General features: G+C 66.8%; 18 protein-coding genes. 12 read left to right on the top strand and 6 right to left on the bottom strand.

Going from position 1 to position 19,424, the window contains the following annotated elements:
• Positions 1–133: 133 nt before the first annotated feature.
• Positions 134–1,735 carry an RNA repair transcriptional activator RtcR gene (rtcR, locus tag ACSQ9I_RS05510; RefSeq protein ID WP_436312504.1) on the top strand — a complete coding sequence of 534 codons (1,602 nt, stop codon included), beginning with the start codon at positions 134–136 and terminating at the stop codon, positions 1,733–1,735.
• A 13-nt stretch (positions 1,736–1,748) separates the two neighbouring features.
• Positions 1,749–2,690, top strand: coding sequence for an ornithine cyclodeaminase family protein (locus tag ACSQ9I_RS05505; protein ID WP_436312503.1), 942 nt, complete (start codon positions 1,749–1,751; stop codon positions 2,688–2,690).
• Here the strand turns inward: ACSQ9I_RS05505 and ACSQ9I_RS05500 are convergent.
• The 4 genes from ACSQ9I_RS05500 to ACSQ9I_RS05485 all read right to left on the bottom strand — a co-directional run bounded on the left by ACSQ9I_RS05500 (position 2,687) and on the right by ACSQ9I_RS05485 (position 6,365).
• The gene (locus ACSQ9I_RS05500) at positions 2,687–3,664 is read right to left on the bottom strand and encodes a Bug family tripartite tricarboxylate transporter substrate binding protein (RefSeq protein ID WP_436312502.1); all 978 of its coding nucleotides are present in this window, start codon (positions 3,662–3,664) and stop codon (positions 2,687–2,689) included. The two genes, ACSQ9I_RS05505 and ACSQ9I_RS05500, sit on opposite strands and share 4 nt — an antisense overlap.
• Before the next feature lie 121 nt (positions 3,665–3,785).
• Complete coding sequence (gene pcaF, locus ACSQ9I_RS05495) at positions 3,786–4,991, bottom strand: 3-oxoadipyl-CoA thiolase (RefSeq protein ID WP_436312501.1); 1,206 nt, start codon at positions 4,989–4,991, stop codon at positions 3,786–3,788.
• A 25-nt stretch (positions 4,992–5,016) separates the two neighbouring features.
• A complete protein-coding gene (locus ACSQ9I_RS05490; RefSeq protein ID WP_093111553.1) occupies positions 5,017–5,661 on the bottom strand; it encodes a 3-oxoacid CoA-transferase subunit B in 645 nt (214 codons plus the stop codon).
• Between the two features lie 2 nt (positions 5,662–5,663).
• On the bottom strand, positions 5,664–6,365 hold the full coding sequence (locus ACSQ9I_RS05485; protein ID WP_436312500.1) for a 3-oxoacid CoA-transferase subunit A: 702 nt from the start codon (positions 6,363–6,365) through the stop codon (positions 5,664–5,666).
• A gap of 105 nt (positions 6,366–6,470) precedes the next feature.
• On the opposite strand from ACSQ9I_RS05485, the gene ACSQ9I_RS05480 reads away from it, so the two are divergent.
• Both ACSQ9I_RS05480 and ACSQ9I_RS05475 read left to right on the top strand, forming a co-directional pair.
• A complete protein-coding gene (locus ACSQ9I_RS05480) occupies positions 6,471–7,256 on the top strand; it encodes an IclR family transcriptional regulator domain-containing protein (RefSeq protein WP_436312499.1) in 786 nt (261 codons plus the stop codon).
• 174 nt (positions 7,257–7,430) lie between these two features.
• A complete protein-coding gene (locus ACSQ9I_RS05475; RefSeq protein WP_436312498.1) occupies positions 7,431–8,480 on the top strand; it encodes a glycosyltransferase family 2 protein in 1,050 nt (349 codons plus the stop codon).
• Between the two features lie 20 nt (positions 8,481–8,500).
• Here ACSQ9I_RS05475 and ACSQ9I_RS05470 read toward each other — a convergent pair whose 3' ends face one another.
• Positions 8,501–9,298 (bottom strand): class I SAM-dependent methyltransferase, encoded by a 798-nt coding sequence (locus ACSQ9I_RS05470; RefSeq protein ID WP_436312497.1) that lies wholly within the window; start codon positions 9,296–9,298, stop codon positions 8,501–8,503.
• 125 nt (positions 9,299–9,423) lie between these two features.
• On the opposite strand from ACSQ9I_RS05470, the gene ACSQ9I_RS05465 reads away from it, so the two are divergent.
• Both ACSQ9I_RS05465 and ACSQ9I_RS05460 read left to right on the top strand, forming a co-directional pair.
• On the top strand, positions 9,424–10,128 hold the full coding sequence (locus ACSQ9I_RS05465; RefSeq protein ID WP_436302942.1) for an RNA polymerase sigma factor: 705 nt from the start codon (positions 9,424–9,426) through the stop codon (positions 10,126–10,128).
• Positions 10,058–11,446 carry a c-type cytochrome gene (locus tag ACSQ9I_RS05460; protein ID WP_436312496.1) on the top strand — a complete coding sequence of 463 codons (1,389 nt, stop codon included), beginning with the start codon at positions 10,058–10,060 and terminating at the stop codon, positions 11,444–11,446. Before ACSQ9I_RS05465 ends, ACSQ9I_RS05460 begins: the two co-directional genes overlap by 71 nt.
• Before the next feature lie 22 nt (positions 11,447–11,468).
• Here ACSQ9I_RS05460 and ACSQ9I_RS05455 read toward each other — a convergent pair whose 3' ends face one another.
• Positions 11,469–12,485, bottom strand: coding sequence for a LacI family DNA-binding transcriptional regulator (locus ACSQ9I_RS05455; RefSeq protein ID WP_436302940.1), 1,017 nt, complete (start codon positions 12,483–12,485; stop codon positions 11,469–11,471).
• A gap of 300 nt (positions 12,486–12,785) precedes the next feature.
• Here ACSQ9I_RS05455 and ACSQ9I_RS05450 point away from each other — a divergent pair, with 300 nt between their 5' ends.
• Genes ACSQ9I_RS05450 through pyk form a run of 6 tightly spaced genes read left to right on the top strand, consistent with a single transcriptional unit; the run spans position 12,786 to position 19,216 of the window.
• A complete protein-coding gene (locus ACSQ9I_RS05450; RefSeq protein WP_436293719.1) occupies positions 12,786–14,096 on the top strand; it encodes an MFS transporter in 1,311 nt (436 codons plus the stop codon).
• Positions 14,097–14,105: 9 nt separating this feature from the next.
• Complete coding sequence (ltnD, locus tag ACSQ9I_RS05445) at positions 14,106–14,996, top strand: L-threonate dehydrogenase (protein ID WP_436312495.1); 891 nt, start codon at positions 14,106–14,108, stop codon at positions 14,994–14,996.
• Positions 14,997–15,001: 5 nt separating this feature from the next.
• Positions 15,002–16,306, top strand: a complete 1,305-nt coding sequence (gene otnK / locus ACSQ9I_RS05440) for a 3-oxo-tetronate kinase (RefSeq protein ID WP_436312494.1) — start codon at positions 15,002–15,004, stop codon at positions 16,304–16,306.
• On the top strand, positions 16,303–16,950 hold the full coding sequence (locus ACSQ9I_RS05435; protein WP_436312493.1) for a class II aldolase/adducin family protein: 648 nt from the start codon (positions 16,303–16,305) through the stop codon (positions 16,948–16,950). The genes otnK and ACSQ9I_RS05435 overlap by 4 nt, the downstream gene beginning before the upstream one ends.
• Before the next feature lie 20 nt (positions 16,951–16,970).
• Positions 16,971–17,753, top strand: a complete 783-nt coding sequence (gene otnI / locus ACSQ9I_RS05430; RefSeq protein WP_436293721.1) for a 2-oxo-tetronate isomerase — start codon at positions 16,971–16,973, stop codon at positions 17,751–17,753.
• A 47-nt stretch (positions 17,754–17,800) separates the two neighbouring features.
• Positions 17,801–19,216, top strand: coding sequence for a pyruvate kinase (pyk, locus tag ACSQ9I_RS05425; protein WP_436312492.1), 1,416 nt, complete (start codon positions 17,801–17,803; stop codon positions 19,214–19,216).
• The last annotated feature ends 208 nt before the right edge of the window (positions 19,217–19,424 follow it).

The following is a 19,424-nucleotide window of genomic DNA, read 5'->3' as shown; positions in this document are numbered from 1 at the left end:
GTGTGCCAATGCGGAGCAGGCAATGCCAGCAAAGACCAAGTCGTTGATGGAAAAGGATTTTTCTTTGGCGTCCTAAGGACACCGTCGAAGGCAGGCTGCCAGAGACTAGAATACTCGCTAGTTTTTTATCTCTATGAAACCCATCGTCGTCATCGGCTTCCTCGGCACCCAGCTCGACGCCGGACAGGGCGCCGGGCGTTGGGAGAAATGGCGCCCCACCGTCTCGCTGACGCAGCACGAGGACATGGTGATCGCGCGCATGGAGCTGATCCATACGCTGCGGCACAAGGCGCTCGCAGAAAGAGTCCAGGCCGACATCGCGACAGTTTCGCCCGAAACCCAGGTCGGGCTGGTCGAGATGGACATCGCCGATCCCTGGGATTTCGGCGAGGTCTACACCCGCCTCTACGACTGGGCGCGCGCCTATCCCTTCGACGCCGAGCGCGAGCAGTACTGGACGCACATCACGACCGGCACGCACGTAGCGCAGATCTGCATGTTCCTGCTGGCGGAGTCGCGCGCCATCCCGGGCGTGCTCGCGCAGACCGCGCCGCCCAAGCGGCAGCGCGCCGGCGACCCGGGCGACTGCACGCTGATCGACCTCGACCTCTCGCGCTACGACGCGATCGCGCGGCGCTTCGAAGCCGAGCAGCGCGATGCGGTCGCCTTCCTCAAGAGCGGCATCGCGACGCTCAACCCGCGCTTCAATGCACTGATCGACGAGATCGAGCGCGTCGCCGTGCGCTCGCGCGCGCCGATCCTGCTCGTCGGTCCCACGGGCGCGGGCAAGTCCTTCCTCGCGCGTCGCATGTTCGAGCTCAAGAAGACGCGCCATCAGGCAACCGGCGCCTTCGTCGAGGTGAACTGCGCCACCCTGCGCGGCGACGGCGCGGCATCCACGCTGTTCGGCCACAAGAAAGGCGCCTTCACCGGCGCGGCGGCGGAGCGCGCCGGCCTGCTGCGAAGCGCGCACCAGGGCGTTCTCTTTCTCGACGAGATCGGCGAACTCGGCGCAGACGAACAGGCGATGCTGCTGAAGGCAATCGAGGAGAAGCGCTTCTTCCCGATGGGCTCGGACCGCGAAGTGGAAAGCGACTTCCAGCTGATCGCCGGCACCAACCGCGATCTGCGCGCCGACGTGGCCGGCGGGCGCTTTCGCGAAGATCTGTTCGCGCGCATCAACCTCTGGACCTACGACCTGCCGGGCCTCGCCCGACGGCCGGAGGACATCGAGCCCAACATCGACCATCTGCTCGCGCTCTACGCCGCCGAGAACCACCGCGTGGCACGCTTCAATGCCGAGGCGCGCGCCGCCTACCTGCGCTTCGCGCGCAGCGACGAGGCGCTCTGGAGCGGGAACTTCCGCGATCTCTCGGCCAGCGTGACGCGGCTCGCAACGCTGGCCGATGGCGGGCGCATCACCGGCGAGCTGGTGCAGGCCGAGATCGCACGCCTGCGCTGGCTCTGGAAGCGCGCCGCGCCCTCGGGTGGGCAGGATGCGATCGATCTCGGCGCCCTGCTCGGCGCCGAGCGCGAGGCGGAGCTGGACCTGTTCGATCGGATTCAGCTCGAAGCGGTGGTGCGCGTCTGCCGCGACGCGCGTACGCTCTCGGATGCCGGGCGCCAGCTGTTCCAGGCTTCGCGCGGCCAGCGCACGGTGGTCAACGACGCCGACCGCCTGCGCAAGTACCTCGCCAAATACGGACTCCAATGGAGCCAGCTGGTTTCTGCCTGAGGCCGACCACGCCATGAAACATTTCGACGAGCACAGCACCCGCAGCGCACTGCAGTTGGCCCGCCTGGTTCCCGCCTTGCGCGACGCCTTCGCCGGCGAGGCCAAGGTGCCGCCGCGCCATGTGCATGCCATCGAAGCCGGCGCCGACCGCGGCACGGTGCTGATCATGCCGGCCTGGAGCGATGCGGGCTTCCTCGGCATCAAGACCATCAACATCTTTCCCGGCAACAGTGCGCACGGCCTGCCCGGCCTGCATGCGACCTACGTGCTCTACGACGCACACACCGGCGTGCCGCTCGCGGTGATGGACGGCAACGAGATCACCGCCCACCGCACGGCGGCGGCTTCGGCGCTCGGCGCTTCCTTCCTCGCGCGTTCGGATGCGCGGCGCCTGCTCGTGCTCGGCACCGGCCGCGTCGCGCGCCTGCTGCCGGCCGCGCTTGCCACCGTGCGGGCGATCGACGAAGTGCGGGTGTGGAACCACCGGCCCGAGGGCGCGCAGGCGCTGGCGGCGCAATGGCGCAGCGAAGGCTGGAACGCGCAAGCCGTGACCGATCTCGAGGCCGCCGCGCGCAACGCCGACATCGTGAGCTGCGCGACGCTCGCCACCACGCCGCTCGTTCAAGGCGGGTGGCTGGCGCCGGGCTCGCACCTGGACCTGATCGGCAGCTTCGCGCCGCAGATGCGCGAGGCCGACCCAGCCTGCTTCGCCGGTGCGCGGACCTTCGTCGACACCGACGAAGCGTTGCAGAAGGCCGGCGACCTGCTCGATGCGATCGCGGCCGGCACGCTTTCGCGCGATGACGTGCAGGCCACGCTCGCCGAGCTGTGCCGCGGCACGCACTGCGGACGCGCCGACGACAGCGAGCGCACCGTCTTCAAGGCCGTCGGCAGCGCGCTCGAAGACCTCGCGGCCGCCACGCTGGTGTGGCAGGCCGCTCAGCAAGAGCCCTAGTCCAGCGAGACGTTCGCCTTCTTGATCACGTCGCCGAAGCGCCTGGTCTCGCTCTGCACGAACTGGTTGAACTGCTCGCGCGTGGTCGGGAAGGGTTCGTAGCCGAAGCTCTTGAACTTCTCCTGCACGTCGGCCTCGGCCAGCCCCTTCTCGATGTCGCGCTTGATCTTGTCGGTCACGGCAGCCGGCAGGCCCTGCGGCACCGCGATCGCGTTCCAGCCGGTGACCTCGAAGCCCTGCGGGCCGCCAGACTCACCGACCGTCGGCACCTCGGGGAAGGCTGCGACGCGCTTGGGCGCCGCCGCCGCCAGGAGGCGCAGCTTGCCGGCGCGCTGCAGCGGACCGGCGGTGGCGCTGGTGCCGAGCGCGAAGGCCAGCTCGCCGGTCGAGACCGAGGTGTAGAGCTGCGTGGTCTCCTTGTAGATCACGTGCTCCATCTGCGTGCCGGTGGCCGATTCGAAGAGTTCCGAGCCCAGATGCACCGGGTTGCCCACCGACCAGGAGCCGTAGTTGAGCTTGCCCGGGTTGGCCTTGGCGTCGGCGATCAGGTCGCCCACCGTCTTGTATTTGCTGTCGGCCGGCACGGTGAAGAAGAAGTACGCCTTGAACAGCGGCAGCAGCGCGTCGAAGTCCTTGTTCGGGTCGTAGGGCAGCTTCTTGAACAGCGCCGGATAGGCCGCGAGGTGCACGTTGTCGAGCACCAGCAGGTCGTGCCCGTCCTTGGCGCCGCGCTTCCAGGCATCGATGGCGATGAAGCCATTGCCGCCGGGCCGGTTCTCGACCACCACCGGCTGGCCCCAGGCGCGCGAGAGCTTGTCGGCCACCAGGCGCGCCACGCCGTCCGGTCCGCCGCCCACCGGGAAGGGCGTGATGATGCGCACCGGCTTGGTGGGGAACTGCTGCGCGCTGGCGGTCGCGGGCATCAGGCTGGCGGCAGCCAGGGCCGCGACCGCCATCAAGGATCTGAAAAACATGGGAAGTCTCCGGAGTTGTAGAAAGAAATTCAGGCGCGGATTCAAGCGGCGGGACCAGCGCGCGCACCGGTCGCCCGCTGCCGCAGTAGGCCCGGCAGCTGGTCGCTTCGGGCGAGTCCGATCAGACGCGTTCCAGGATCACGGCGATGCCCTGCCCCACGCCGATGCACATGGTGCACAGCGCATAGCGGCCGCCCTGCTTGTGGAGCTGATTCACCGCGGTGGTCGCGAGGCGCGCGCCGCTGGCGCCCAGCGGATGGCCGAGCGCGATCGCGCCGCCGTTGATGTTGACGCGCGCGTCGTCGTCCTTCAGGCCCAGGAGGCGCAACACCGCCAGGCCCTGCGCGGCAAAGGCTTCGTTGAGTTCGATCACGTCGATCTGGTCGAGCGTGAGGCCGGTGAGCTTCAGCACCTTCTCGGTGGCGGGCGCCGGGCCGATGCCCATCACGCGCGGCGGCACGCCGGCCGTGGCCATGCCGACCACGCGGGCGCGCGGCGTGAGGCCGTACTTGGCCGCATGCGCCTCGTCGGCCAGCAGCAGCGCGCAGGCGCCGTCGTTCACGCCGCTGGCATTGCCGGCGGTCACGGTGCCGTCGGGCCGCACCACGCCCTTCAGCTTGGCCAGCGCCTCGAGGCTGGTGTCGCGCGGATGCTCGTCCTTGTCGACCACGATCGCGTCGCCCTTCTTCTGCGGCACGCTGACCGGCACGATCTCGGCATCGAAGAAGCCCGACTTCTGCGCCGCCACGGCGCGCTGCTGCGAGGCCAGCGCCATGCGGTCCTGCGCCTCGCGTTCGATCTTGTAGTCGGTGGCCACGTTCTCGGCCGTCTCGGGCATCGAGTCGATGCCGTACTGCGCCTTCATGAGCTTGTTGACGAAGCGCCAGCCGATGGTGGTGTCGTAGACCGCGTTGGCGCGGCTGAAGGCGCTCTCGGCCTTCGGCATCACGAAGGGGGCGCGGCTCATGCTCTCGACGCCGCCCGCGATCATCAGGCCAGTCTCGCCGGCCTTGATGGCGCGCGCCGCGGTGCCGACCGCATCCAGGCCCGAGCCGCACAGGCGGTTGATGGTGCCGCCGCCGACTTGCTGCGGCAGGCCCGCGAGCAGCGCCGACATGCGCGCGACGTTGCGGTTGTCTTCGCCGGCCTGGTTGGCGCAGCCGTAGAGCACGTCGCTGACGGCCTGCCAGTCGACGTCCTTGTTGCGTTCCATCAGCGCCCTGAGCGGCACCGCGCCGAGGTCGTCGGCGCGCACGTTCGACAAGGCGCCGCCGTAGCGGCCGAAGGGGGTGCGAACGGCGTCGCAGATGAAGGCTTGATTCGTCATGGTGCGTCTCTCGTCGAAGTTGTCGTCAGATGGTGATCGGCAGGCCGACCAGCTTTTCGAGCTCGGCATGCTCGAGGCCTTCGACCTTGTCGATCAGCTTCAAGCCCGAGGGCGTGCATTCGAGGGTGGCAAGGTCGGAATACACGCGCTTCACGCAGCCGATGCCGGTCAGCGGATAGGTGCATTGGGCGACGACCTTGCTCTCGCCCTTCTTGGTCAGCAAATCCATCATCACCCAGGTCTGCTTGGCGCCGATGGCCAGGTCCATCGCGCCGCCGACCGCGGGGATGGCGCCTTCCTCGCCGGTGCTCCAGTTCGCGAGGTCGCCGGTGGCCGAGACCTGGAAGGCGCCCAGCACGCAGATGTCGAGGTGGCCGCCGCGCATCATCGCGAAGCTGTCGGCATGGTGGAAATACGCGCCGCCGGACAGCAGCGTGACCGGCTGCTTGCCGGCGTTGATCAGGTCATAGTCCTCCTGGCCTTCGGCCGGCGCCGGGCCCATGCCGAGGATGCCGTTCTCGCTGTGCAGGATGACCTCGCGGCCGGCCGGCAGGTGGTTGGCGACCAGGGTCGGCTGGCCGATGCCGAGGTTGACGACGGCGCCGTCGAAGATGTCCTGCGCGACGCGGGCGGCGAGCTGGTCCTTGGTGCGGCGTTGGTAGTTGCTCATGGTCAGGCTGCCTTCTTGAAGCCGCCGGCTTGCGTGGCGACGCGCTCGATCTTGACGATCTGGTGGACGAATATGCCCGGCGTGACGATGGCCTCGGGGTCCATCTCGCCGAGTTCGACGATCTCGTGCACGGTGGCGATGGTGCGGTCGGACGCCATGGCCATCACCGGCCCGAAGTTGCGCGCGGCCTTGCGGTAAGTGAGGTTGCCCCAGCGGTCGCCCCGCTCGGCCTTGATCAGCGCGACATCGCCGCGGATCGGGTACTCCAGCACGTATTGCTTGCCGTCGATCTCGCGCGTCTCTCGATCGCCGGACAGCTGGGTGCCGAAGCCGGTCGGGCAGAAGAAGGCGCCGATGCCGGCACCGGCCGCACGGATGCGCTCGGCCAGGTTGCCCTGCGGCACCAGTTCCAGTTCGAGCTTGCCGGAGCGATAGAGCTCGTCGAAGACGTAACTGTCGGCCTGGCGCGGAAAGCTGCAGATGATCTTGCGCACGCGCCCGGCCTTCAGCAGCGCGGCCAGGCCGGTATCGCCGTTGCCTGCGTTGTTGTTGACGACGGTGAGGTCCGTGGCGCCCTGCTCGATCAGGCCGTCGATGAGCTCGCCGGGAATGCCGGCGGTGCCGAAGCCGCCGATGAGCACCGTGGCGCCGTCGGGGATGCCGGCCATGGCATCGGCGACCGAGCGCGCGATCTTGTTGATCATGAAATCTGTCTCCGGGGGTGGGGAAAAGCGAAACACCCAGGTTGCGATTTTGTTCGCATACCGAACAAGTGTTCGTATAATGAATTTTAAAGAAGATCCACCGCTATGGCAACCCACAAGAAGCAGCCCACCGCACCCACACCGGGCGACAGCTACGTGCAGTCCTTCGCGCGCGGATTGCAGGTGATCCGCTCCTTCAGCGCGAGCGCAGCGCGCCAGACCTTGAGCGAGGTGGCGGCCGCGGCCGGCCTCACGCGCGCCGGTGCGCGCCGCATCCTGCTCACGCTGCAGACGCTGGGCTACGTCGATTCCGACGGCAAGCTCTTCGCGCTGACGCCGCGCATCCTCGACCTGGGCTTCGCCTACCTCTCGTCGATGCCGATCTGGAACCGTGCCGAGCCGGTGATGGAGGCGCTGGTGCAGCAGGTACAGGAGTCGTGCTCGGCGGCCGTGCTCGACGCCACCGACATCGTCTACGTGATGCGCGTGCCGACGCACAAGATCATGCGAATCAGCCTCGGCGTGGGCTCGCGCCTGCCCGCGTACTGCACCTCGATGGGCCGCCTGCTGCTCGCCGACCTGGACGATGAAGAGGTGCGCGCGCGGCTCGAAGCCTCGACGCTCGAAGCCTTGACGCGCCACACCCTGACCGACATCGACACCCTCTTTGCCAAGGTCGTGCAGGCGCGGCGCCAGCGCTGGTGCCTGGTCAACCAGGAACTGGAAGAAGGCCTGATCTCGATCGCCGCGCCGATCGTCGACCGCGCCGGCCGCATGGTGGCCGCGCTCAACATCAGCGGCCAGGCCAACCGCACCAGCGCGAAGGTGATGCAGGAGACCATGCTGCCCGCGCTGCTGGCCGCGGCGGCGGAGGTTTCGCGGCTGCTTTGAGGCCGGCGGCTCGATGCATGAAAAGCTATGGCGCGCATCTTGCCTCGCTGGCAAAATTCGACGCGCGCCTACCGCAGGAGGGGTGCGCCTCGTCGCCATCCCGACACATGTCCATGGAAAGCTGGCAAGACCATGTCCGCAGCACCGGTCCAAATTGCGCTCGAGCCGCTGGCGATGCCCGAGCTGCCGCCCGTGCCGAGGGTGAGCATTGCCATCATCTGCTTCAACTACGGCCGCTTCCTGGCCGAGTGCCTGGAGAGCTGTCTCGCCCAGACCATCCCCGCTGACGAAATCGTGGTGGTGAACGACGGCTCGACCGACGACACCGCGGAGGTGCTGAACGGCTATGCGGCGCGCCTGCCCCAGATCCGGGCGATCCATCAGCCAAACGGTGGAATCTGCTCGGCGACGAATGCCGCGCTCGCCGCATGCTCCGGGGACGTGGTGCTCCTGCTCGATGCCGACGACGCCATCGTGCCGGAGCGCATCGAAAAGGTGCTCGCCGCCTTGCGCGGGCGCGTGAACGGACATCGCCCCGGCTGGGTCCACCACAGCATGATGCGCTTCTCCGAGGTGCAGCCCCGTCTGGGCCTCGCGCCCTACTATCCCGGCGGCAAAGGGCCCGAGGGCTGGCTCGCTTCCGAGGCATTGAAGGCCGCCTCGACCCCGGTGCTCGCGTTGACCTCGGCGCTGGCCTTCAGGCGCGAGGTCCTGGCCGCCATCGGCCCGCTGGACTCCGATCGGCTGATGTACCAGGACCTGCAGCTTTGCACTGCCGCCACGCTGCTCAGCCCAACCGCCTGGATTCCCGAACCGCTGACACGCTATCGCATCCACCTCACGTCCATTTCGTCGGGGTCGATGGTCTCGCTGGAGCAGATCAGGAAGACGCTGCAACGTGCCCGCCGTTTCGATGCCTGGCTGCGCAGCCAGCTCGAGAAGATCAGGCCCGGCTCGGCTTCCTTGTGGCGGCCGCTGGACGACCAAGGGGGCTATCTCTGGCTCACCTTCCTCGAACGCTGGCTGTCCGGGGCCGGCAAGGACCTCGGGCTGCTGTGGAAGGTGCTGCGCCACCCGGACACCCGCCGGGGGCCACGCCAGTACCGCATCTATTACTACGGCAGCGTGCTGCTTCCCAAGGACCTGTTCGTCTCGTATTCGCGGCTGATCTTCGGCAGCAGCCCCGCCAAACTGATGTTGAGAAAATTCCTGCGCCGCGCTTGATTAGGGCCTGCGAACAGGCCCTAAGCGGCGAACCCGCGCACGGCCCAGGCGCGCGCGCTCAGCGCGATCGCGCCATCGGGCCGGCGCGGCAATGCGGCGCGAATGCGTTCGCGCAGCCTCGACCGATCCGCCTCCTTAAAGGACATCGCATAACCGGGCGCAGGTCCTTGTCCGCCCAGAAACGGCGTCCAGTAGTCGTCGAAGTCGCGAAACGGCGTCGCGACGTCGAGGGGACGCACTTCGACGGCACGCAATCCCGCCTGGACGAACAGCGCCTCGAGCGGCGCCGGCTGGCAGAGCGGAAATCGCCGCCCTTCGTCGAGTTCAGCGGCCGCCGGATTCAGCTCGACGGCGGCGTCCCAGAAGTGGCGCATGAGTTCCATCCGGCCGGCGTAGTCCCACACGTACGCGGCCACCGTCCCTCCGGGCTTGACCACACGTGCCATCCCGGCGACCGCGCGCCCGGGCTCCGGAACGAAGTTCAGCACCAGCGCGGCGACGGCCGCATCGAAACGCCCCGCCTCGACCGGCAGCTTCTGCGCATCGCCGACCTCGAAGGACGCGCGCGGATCCGGAATATGGCTGCGCGCATGGTCGACGAAGCCTTCAGAGGCATCGATGCCGAGCACCGAGGCCGGCTGCGCGTGGTCCAGGATGGTCTGCGTGAGGGCCCCGGTGCCGCAGCCGACGTCCAGCCATGCCGACTGCGGCGGCACCCGAAGCCAGGCCAGCAGTTCGGCCGCGACCTTTCGGCTCCAGCGCCCCACGTAGGGCTCGTAGAGATCGCCGGCTGCCCACGTGTCCTTTCGATCCGCCATAGGTGTGCTCCTCCAGGAGATGTCCCAAGAAAGGGATTGTCCGCCTCGCTGGACCTGTTCCGGCAAAGGCGGCATGCGGGAACAGCACGATCCCCTGCCCCATCCAATGGGCACAGGGGTCCGACATGCCACCACTTCCATTCAGCACCGCTGCACCGACCTCCGCCTCCGATGCCGAACTGGCCGCTCGCGCTGCGCGTGGCGACATCGATGCCTTCCAGCAGATCATGCGCAGGCACAACCGCCTGCTGTTTCGCACCGGCCGCAGCATCCTGAAGAACGACGAAGAGACGCAGGATGCGCTGCAGGAGGCCTATTTGCGTGCCTGGCGTTCACTCTCCGGCTTCCGAGCCGAGGCGCGCCTGTCCACCTGGCTGGTGCGCATCGTGGTGAACGAGGCGCTGGGGCGGCTGCGCCGCGGCGCCGGTGCCCAGGTGGTCCCGCTCGACGCCGCCACGGATCTGTGCGAAGCGCAAGGAGAAACGTGGATGCACGCGGACGCCGACGAACAGCCTGAGCGCGTGGCCATGCGCGGGGAGATGCGCCACCTGATCGAGTCCGGCATCGATGGCTTGCCCGAAGCGTTTCGCACCGTGTTCGTGCTGCGTGCCGTGGAAGACATGAGCATCGAGGAAGTGGCGGCTGCGCTGGCGATTCCGGAAGCGACTGTGCGCAGCCGCTTCTTTCGCGCCCGCGGGCTGCTGCGCGAGTCGCTGTCGCGCGAAGTCGATGTCGCGCTGAGCGACGCGTTCGCTTTCGATGGCATTCGCTGCGACGCCATCATCGCGCGCGTCATGGCTGGCATCGGCCAAGCCGGCGTTGCGCGCTGAATCCCCCACACGGGTGCTGCGAAAGGAGCTCCACATGACCACGTCACGTCGTGAATGGCTGGAAGCGAGCGGCGTTGGAACCCAGGTCGGCGCACGAACCGTGCTGATCGCGACCACGGCTGCGGTCGCAGCCGCGCTGACTGTCGCGTGCGGCGGTGGCGGGGGTGGAGGCGGCGTCGGTACGGGTGGCGCCGGAGGTCCGGCAGCCGAGCAAGCCGCTCTCGTCGCACAGGGCAAGCAGATCTTCCGCTTCGACACTTTCGGCGACGAAGCCCATTGGACCGGCACGCTGCGGATGCATGAGGTCATCAGTACCGCAGTCAGCCCCGTGACCGCGCTGGCGGTCGGGCTGAAGGTCGACGCCGAGGCGCTGCCGGCGGCCGTGGCGAAGGGCATCCAGGATGGAAGTGTCGATCTCAAGAGTCCCGCCACGACCGTCGCCTTGCTGAAGCTGGACGCTGTGGTCGGCCTCAAGGGCACTGTGGAGACGGTCGGCGGCAAGGATGCGCTGACCCGCGTCGGCGTCACCTGCGCCCTCTGCCACTCGACCGTCGACAATTCTTTCGCGCCGGGCATCGGCAAGCGGCTCGATGGCTGGCCCAATCGGGACCTGAATCCCGGCGCCATCATCGCGCTTTCCCCGGCGGTGGACGCGGCCAAGAAAGCCGTCTATCTCTCCTGGGGCAAAGGCAAGTACGACCCGCGGTTCAACATCGATGGCCTCAACAAGCCGGTGGTCATCCCGCCGGCCTATGGGCTGGAGGGCATTCACAGCGTGACTTTCACCGGCGACGGCGCCGAAATCGCCTACTGGAACCGGTATGTGGCCGTGACCCAGATGGGCGGCCAGGGAAGTTTCTCCGAGCCGCGCCTGAACCTGAACATCACCAACGGCACCGCAGACCTGGTGACGAACAAGTTGCCCGCGTTGCAGGCGTATCAGTTGTCGTTGAAGGCCCCCGCTGCGCCGGCGGGCAGTTTCGACGCCGCTGCAGCCGCGCGGGGCAAGGTGGTCTTCGACGGCGCAGGAAAGTGTGTGAACTGCCACAGCGGCGCCCTCTTCACGGATGCCAACTCGACGCTGCATCCCCCCAGCGACTCGATGGCGGAACCGGAAACGCCGAGCTACGCTTCCCGTTCGGCGACCAGGATGTACCGCACCTCGCCTCTGCGAGGCGTTTGGCAGCATGCGCCCTACTTCCATGACGGGTCCGCCGCCACGCTCGAGGAGGTCGCAGCCACCTACAACACCAGGCGATCGCTGGGCCTCACCCCGCAGGAGATTGCAGATCTCGCCCAGTACCTGAAGTCGCAGTGAGGCGCAGCGGGAGGTGATGTCTCTACGCTGTCTGCCCGGCGATGAACTCAAGGCCAATATCCTCCCGCAGCGGGGGCGTTTGGCCGGCAAGCCTGGCGAGGATGTGGTCGGCGGCGAGCTGACCGATGCGGTAGCGCGGCGATTTGATCGTCGTCAAGCGTAGCGGCACCGCTTCACCGATTTCCAGTCCGTTGAATCCCGCCAGGGCCAGTTGGTCGGGCACCGATATACCGGCAGCCATGCAATGCATGAGGCCGCCCACGGCCATGTCGTCGTTGGAAAAATAGACGGCATCGAGATCCGGGTGCCGGGCAAGCAGTTGCGCCAGACCGGAGCGGCCCAGCAGCAAGGACGACGGCTGGTCGGCGGTGAACCGACCCTGCAACGCGATGCCGCGCTCGGACAGGGCCTGCACGAAGCCTTCCAGGCGCTTGCCAGCACGAAGGTCGCGCTCAAGATTGCCGCCAACGTACCCGATGCGGCGTCGGCCGCTGTCGGTCAGAAACTTGCCGATGTCCCGCCCTGCTGCGACGTTCGAGAATCCCACCGCCATGTCGATCGGCTCGCCATCGATGTCCATCACCTCGACCACGGGACTGCGGACCTCGCGCAACATCTGACGGGCGCGCGGCGTGTGTTCGAGCCCGGCGAGGATCCAGCCCGACGGCCGCCATGACTGCATTGCGGCGATGAGCTGCTCTTCCTTCGCGAGGTCGTAGTCCGACACGCCGATCACGGCCTGGTAGCCGGCCGCCTCGAAGCGCTCGTTCGCTCCGCGCAGGACCTCCGGGAACACGATGTTGCCCAGCGACGGAATGATCACCACCATCAATCGCGTCCTTGCGGTGGCGAGGGCGCCAGCGAGGCGATTCGGCACGTAGCCGAGTGCCGCCACCGCCGCCTGCACCTTGGCGCGGGTCTCCTCGGAGACGTTCACATGGTCGTGCAGCACCCGTGACACGGTCATGCCGCTCACCCCGGCCAGGCGCGCGACCTCGGACAACGTCACGTCGCCAGAAGATTCCTGTCGTTCATCCATCGGGTATTGAATCCCCTCTCATTTGCTCAGGCCCGGACCCGGCGGGGCGTCAACGTTCGCCGCGAAGCCCGCCGAGTAGCCAAGCATAGCGGCCACTCTCGATGCCTGGGACTGCAGGCCGCATCGCCGTGGGTCCCGCAATGGGCAGGGTAAATACTGAATTGTTTGCGCTAACAGACAAGCAAAAATGCAATTGTTAGCGCGAACAACCGGAATGGCCCAGTCTCGGGGTCTCCCGCATTCGCTGCGCTGGACCGCTGCCCGTGGACAACCGATTCACCACACCACCAGGAGACACCCGTGACCACCATTGCCACATCGCCCCATGAGGGGCCCGTCGTCGCCGAAGCCGATCGAACCTATGCGAAGGTGTTCTGGCGCATCGTTCCGTTGCTCATGCTGTGCTACGTGGTCGCCTATCTCGACCGCGTCAACGTCGGCTTCGCCAAACTGCAGATGTCGCAAGACCTGGGCTTCAGCGAGACCGTGTTCGGCCTCGGCGCGGGCGTCTTCTTCGTCGGCTACTTCCTCTTCGAAGTGCCCAGCAACATCCTGCTGCACCGCGTAGGCGCCCGCGTATGGATCGCCCGGATCATGATCACCTGGGGCCTGCTGTCGGCCGCGTTCATCTGGGTCCAGACGCCGACGACGTTCTACGTCATGCGCTTCCTGCTGGGGCTTGCCGAAGCAGGTTTCTACCCCGGGGTGATCCTGTACATGACGTACTGGTACCCGGCCCATCGCCGGGCCAAGATCATCGCCATGTTCATGTCGGCGATTCCGGTCGCGGGCATTTTCGGCAATCCGCTGTCGGGCTGGATCATGGACCTCTTCCAGGGCACCGGCGGAATGCAGGGCTGGCAATGGATGTTCATCATCGAGGCCCTGCCCGCGTTGGTGATGGGCCTGGTCGTGCTGATGTTCCTCGACAACAACATCCGCCAGGCGAAATGGCTCACCGAGCAGGAAAAGCAACTGCTCGAACGCGAAATCGTCGCCGACCAGAAGGGCACGCAAAGCAAGCATTCGATCGGCGCGATCTTCGGTGACCGGCGCGTCTGGCTGATGTGCTTGATCTACTTCTGCTTCGTGATGGGGCAGTACGGCCTGACATTCTGGATGCCGACCCTGATCAAGGCGACCGGCGTGACCGGCAACCTCAACATCGGCCTCTTCAGCGCCATTCCGTTCGGCTGCGCCATCGTGGCCATGAACCTCATCGGACGCAGCGCCGACGCGCATCGCGAGCGCCGCTGGCACCTGGTTGTTCCCGCGATCTTCGGTGCGGTCGGCTTCATCGTTGCGGCTTCGTTCGTCCACAACACCGTCGTCTCCGTTGCGGCCCTCTCCCTGGCCGCTGCCGGAGTGCTGACGTGCGCGCCGCTTTTCTGGTCGCTGCCGACTTCGTTCCTGTCGGGAGCCGCCGCCGCGGTCGGTATCGCGGCGATCAACTCGGTGGGCAACCTGGCCGGGTTCGTCAGTCCCTACCTGGTCGGCTACTTGAAGGATGCGACGCAAAGCACGCAAAGCGGGATGTACGTCCTGGCCGGCACGCTGGTGGTCGGCGCCATCGCGGTGCTGAGAACGCCTGCGCGCCTGGTCAATCGCTGAGGAGGCCTCATGAGCAACATTGGAGTCATCGGCCTCGGCGCCATGGGTTCCGGAATGGCAAAGTCGCTGCGCCGCGCGGGCCACGCCGTGCACGTGTGTGATGCGCGCCCCGGCGCGGCAGAAGCCTTCGCGAAGGACGGCGGCGTCGCCTGCGCCTCACCCGCCGAGGTAGGCAAGTCCTGCCATGTGGTCATATCGGTGGTCGTCAATGCGCAGCAAACCGAGGAGATCCTCTTCGGCCCGAACGGCGCCGCTTCCGAGTTGGCCGGCGGCAGCGTGTTCGTGATGTGCTCCACCGTCGACCCCAATTGGTCGATCGCACTGGAATCGCGGCTTGAAGCGCTCGGCATCCTGTACCTGGATGCGCCGATCTCGGGCGGGGCGGCCAAGGCCGCTTCGGGCGACATGACGATGATGACGGCCGGCAAGCCCGCCGCGTTCGAGCGCTGCGAGGGACTGCTGGAAGCGATGGCGGCCAAGGTCTACAGGCTCGGCGACCGCGCCGGCAACGGCAGCAAGGTGAAGATCATCAACCAACTGCTCGCCGGCGTGCACATCGCAGCCGCCGCCGAAGCCATGGCGCTCGGCTTGCGCGAAGGGGTCGACGCCGCCTCGCTGTACGAGGTCATCACGAACAGTGCCGGCAACAGCTGGATGTTCAAGAACCGCATGGCCCACGTGCTGAAGGCCGACTACACACCCCTCTCGGCGGTGGACATCTTCGTCAAGGATCTCGGGCTGGTGCTCGACACCGCACGGGCCAGCAAGTTCCCCTTGCCGCTGGCGAGCACCGCCCACCAGATGTTCATGCAGGCCTCGACCGCCGGTTTCGCGAAAGAAGACGACTCGGCGGTCATCAAGATCTTCCCCGGCATCGAACTGCCGAAGGCTGGACGATGAGCGCCATGGTCGCGAAGCCTCTGCTCGGTTGCATCGCTGACGACTTCACGGGCGCGACCGACCTCGCCAACAACCTCGTGCGCAGCGGCATGCGCACCGTGCAGACCATCGGGATACCCGAGGACGAATCTGCCGCGATCGATGCCGATGCCATCGTGGTGGCGCTCAAATCGCGCACCATCGCGCCGGCCGACGCCGTGGCCCAGTCGCTCGATGCGCTGCGCTGGCTGCGCGCCCAGGGCGTGCAGCAGGTGTACTTCAAGTACTGCTCGACGTTCGACTCGACGCCCGAGGGCAACATCGGTCCCGTCACCGATGCGCTGCTCGACGCGCTGTCCGATCTGCCGGACGGCGAATTCACCATCGCCTGCCCGGCGTTTCCGGAGAACCAGCGCACGATCTTCAACGGCCACCTGTTCGTCGGCGAGCAGTTGCTCAGCGACAGCGGCATGCGCAACCATCCGCTGACGCCGATGACGGACGCCAATCTCGTGCGCGTGCTTCAGCTTCAGACGAAGCACAAGGTCGGGCTGGTGACCTATGACGTGGTCGCGCAGGGTGCGCGTGCCATTCGCGAGCGCTTTGCGGCGCTGAAGGCCGAAGGTGTCCGGATCGCCGTGGTCGACGCGGTCTCCAACCAGGACCTGATACAGATCGGCGCGGCGGTGCAAGACATGCCCCTGGTGACCGCCGGATCCGGCCTGGCGATCGGCCTGCCGCAGAACTGGCAGTTCAACGAACCCGGTGCGGCAGCCGCGAGGGCCGACAGGCTGCCGCCCGCTTCGGGCCTTCGGGCGATCGTGTCGGGGAGTTGCTCGCAGGCGACGAACGTGCAGGTCCTGCACTTCAAGCGCAGCGGGCGGGCAAGCTTTGCGGTCGACCCGCTGGCGATCGCTGCCGGCGACGACGTGGTGGGCGAGGCCTTGGCCTGGGCCGGCGAGCACGTACTCGATGGGCCGGTGCTGGTGTATGCCACCGCCGAGTCGGCTTCAGTCAAGGACGTCCAGGCGCAACTCGGCGTCGCACGTGCCGGCGAATTGGTCGAGGAGGCACTGTCAAGCATCGCGCTCGGACTGGTCGAGCGCGGCGTGCGGCAACTGGTCGTGGCCGGCGGCGAGACCTCGGGTGCGGTGGTGCGCGAGCTCAATGTGCGTCAGATGGGCATCGGCCCCCAGATCGACCCGGGCGTGCCGTGGACGGCCGTGCACTCCCCGGCGTGTGCCGGCGAGACGCTGCATATGGCACTGAAGTCCGGCAACTTCGGAACGACCGACTTCTTCACGAAGGCTTTCGATCAGCTGGCGGCATGACAAGCGACGTGCGAGAGGAAATCTGCCGGGTTGGCGCGTCGCTGTTCGACCGCCGCTATGTGCATGGCACGGCCGGCAACATCAGCGTGCGCACCGACAATGGCTTTCTGATCACGCCCACCGATGCATGCCTCGGGCAGCTCGAACCGGTGCACCTGGCCGAGGTGGACATCGGCGGCGTTCAAACCGGCGGCGACCCCGCATCCAAGACGCTCGCCCTGCACCGACGCATCTATGCGGCCGACCCGCACGCGCGCTGCGTGATCCACACGCATTCCACCCACCTGGTCGCGCTCTCGCTCGCTGGCGTGTGGAACGCGCACGACATCGTTCCTCCGATCACACCGTACTACGTGATGAAGGTCGGTCACGTTCCGCTGATCCCATACCACCGGCCCGGCGATCCCGCCGCAGGCGACGAAGTGGCACGCCGCATCGTGACGATGCGAGAAGCGGGCACGCCCATCCGCGCCGTGATGCTCGACCGGCTCGGTCCCAACGTATGGCACGGCTCGCCCGCGCAAGCCTGCGCTGTGCTCGAAGAGCTGGAGGAGACCGCGCGGCTTTGGCTGACGGCAAGGCCTCAGCCGCTCTCACCTGAACGTATCGACGAGTTGCGTACCCACTTCGGCGCGCGCTGGTAACACCCCACGAAGGAAGCTCTATGCCCCGCTTTGCCGCCAATCTGACCATGCTCTACCCTGAGCATGACTTTCTCGACCGCTTCGCCGCCTCGGCCGATGACGGCTTCAAGGCCGTCGAATACCTGTTTCCATTCGCCTACGACAGCGCCGTTCTCGCGCAGCGTCTGAGCGACCATGGCCTGCAACAAGTACTGTTCAACGCTCCACCCGGCGATTGGGATGCGGGCGAACGCGGCATTGCGTGTCTGCCCGGGCGCGAACAGGAATTCCGTCGCGGTGTCCTGACAGCGCTGGACTACGCCGAGGCATTGAAATGCCCGCGCGTGCATGCGATGGCAGGGCTTGCGGCGGCGGACGCGGATCGCACCACGCTGCGCCGCACCTACACCGCCAACCTGGCCTGGGCCGCAGAACAGGCGGCCGCTCGCGGCGTCGACATACTGATCGAGCCGATCAACACGCGCGACATTCCCGGATTCTTCCTCAATCGGCAGGATGAGGCGCACGCGGTCGTGGCCGAGGTCGGCGCACGGAATCTGAAAGTCCAGATGGACCTCTACCACTGCCAGATCGTCGAGGGCGATGTGTCGATGAAGCTGCGCAAATATCTGCCTTCCGGCCATGTGGGCCACCTGCAGATCGCTGGAGTACCGCTTCGGAATGAACCCGACGTCGGTGAACTCAATCACGACTACCTATTCAACTTGATCGATGAATTGGGCTTTGACGGCTGGATAGGCTGCGAGTACCGCCCGAAAGGAGCGACATCCTCCGGCCTGGAGTGGTTCAGACGGCTGACGTGAGTCGAAGTTCATCAGCACTGATTTCATTCTTTGATCCGGAACCTGTCATGAAGCGTTCACGCCACGCCAAGATCGTCGCCACCCTCGGGCCTGCAAGTGCCGACATTGTCACCATCCGAGCGCTGTTCGACGCCGGTGCCGATGTTTTTCGGCTCAACTTCAGTCACGGAACCCACGCGCAGCATGCCGAGCGCGTCAAGATGATCCGCGAGGTCGAGCACGACGCCGGGCGCCCGATCTCGATCCTGCTCGATTTGCAGGGACCAAAGCTGCGCATCGGGGCGTTCGCAGACGGCCCGATCGAGCTGAAGACGGGAGAGGCTTTCCGCCTCGACCTCGATCCGACTCCAGGCAACGCCTCACGGGCACCCATGCCGCACCCAGAGATTTTTGCCGCCCTCAAGCCAGGCACGGACCTGCTGCTCGACGATGGGAAGATATGTCTGATCGTCGAAGCTTGCGGTCACGATTTCGCACAGACTCGTGTGGTCAACGGTGGACGCTTGTCGGAACGCAAAGGCGTCAACGTTCCATCGGTCCTGCTGCCGATCTCAGCCCTCACGGCCAAGGACCGTACCGACCTGACCTTCGGCCTGACGCTGGGAGTGGACTGGGTCGCGTTGTCGTTCGTCCAGCGACCGGAGGATCTCGAGGAAGTGCATGCGATCGTCAAAGGTCGAACCGGTGTCCTTTCGAAACTGGAAAAGCCCGCCGCCATCGAATGCCTCGACGCGATCATCGCCCTGACTGACGCGGTGATGGTCGCCCGCGGCGACATGGGCGTCGAACTGCCCGCCGAGCAGGTACCGCGGATCCAGAAGCGGATCGTGCGTGCCTGCCGCGACGCGGGCAAGCCGGTGATCGTCGCCACCCAGATGCTCGAATCGATGATCGCCGCACCGGTTCCCACCAGGGCCGAGGCCTCCGACGTTGCGACCGCGGTGTACGACGGCGCGGACGCCGTGATGCTCTCCGCGGAGTCCGCTTCCGGCGCCTATCCACGGGAGGCGGTTGCGATGATGGACCGGATCATTGCCGAGGTCGAATCCGATCCCTACTACCGCTCGGGCATGGATGCGTCGCGGAAAGAGCCACTTGCGTCAGTGGCAGACGCCGTGTGCCTGTCGCTGCGCGTTACTGCAAGTTTGCTCCCGTTGTCCACCATCGTGACTTACACGCGATCCGGAGCGACAAGCCTGCGCGCAGCACGCGAGCGGCCCGTCGCGCCCGTGCTGAGCATCACACCTGACCTGGCCATCGCTCGGCGGCTCGCGTTGACCTGGGGGGTGCACTCGGTGCATTCCGATGCAGTCATCCAGGACGTGCCCGACATGATCGACAGCGCCTGTGGGCTGGCGCGCCGGGAAGGCTACGCCGTCTCGGGCGACTACGTCGCGATCGCAGCCGGCATGCCATTCGGCGTCGTCGGAACCACCAACTTCCTGCACATCGCGAAGGCTTGAAATCCATGGCCAGAGTCAAGGACATCAAGGCCTCGACCGTCGAGTAGAAGCGCACGCGCTTGCCGTGCTGCGTGATGCCCGCCACGCATCACGTCAACTGGCACTGCGCTTGATCTCGCCGCCGCGGGGCGCGGAGCCATACGTACGAGAGTACGGAGAGTGCGCGCGTGAGAACGCAGCAGCGCTACCGAAGCCCGCGCGCCGGGCC

It is taken from the genome of Variovorax sp. LjRoot84, assembly GCF_964254305.1.
GTDB lineage: Bacteria > Pseudomonadota > Gammaproteobacteria > Burkholderiales > Burkholderiaceae_C > Variovorax.
The sequence above is the reverse complement of the archived record's forward strand: the minus strand, read 5'-3'. Positions and strand labels throughout refer to the sequence as shown.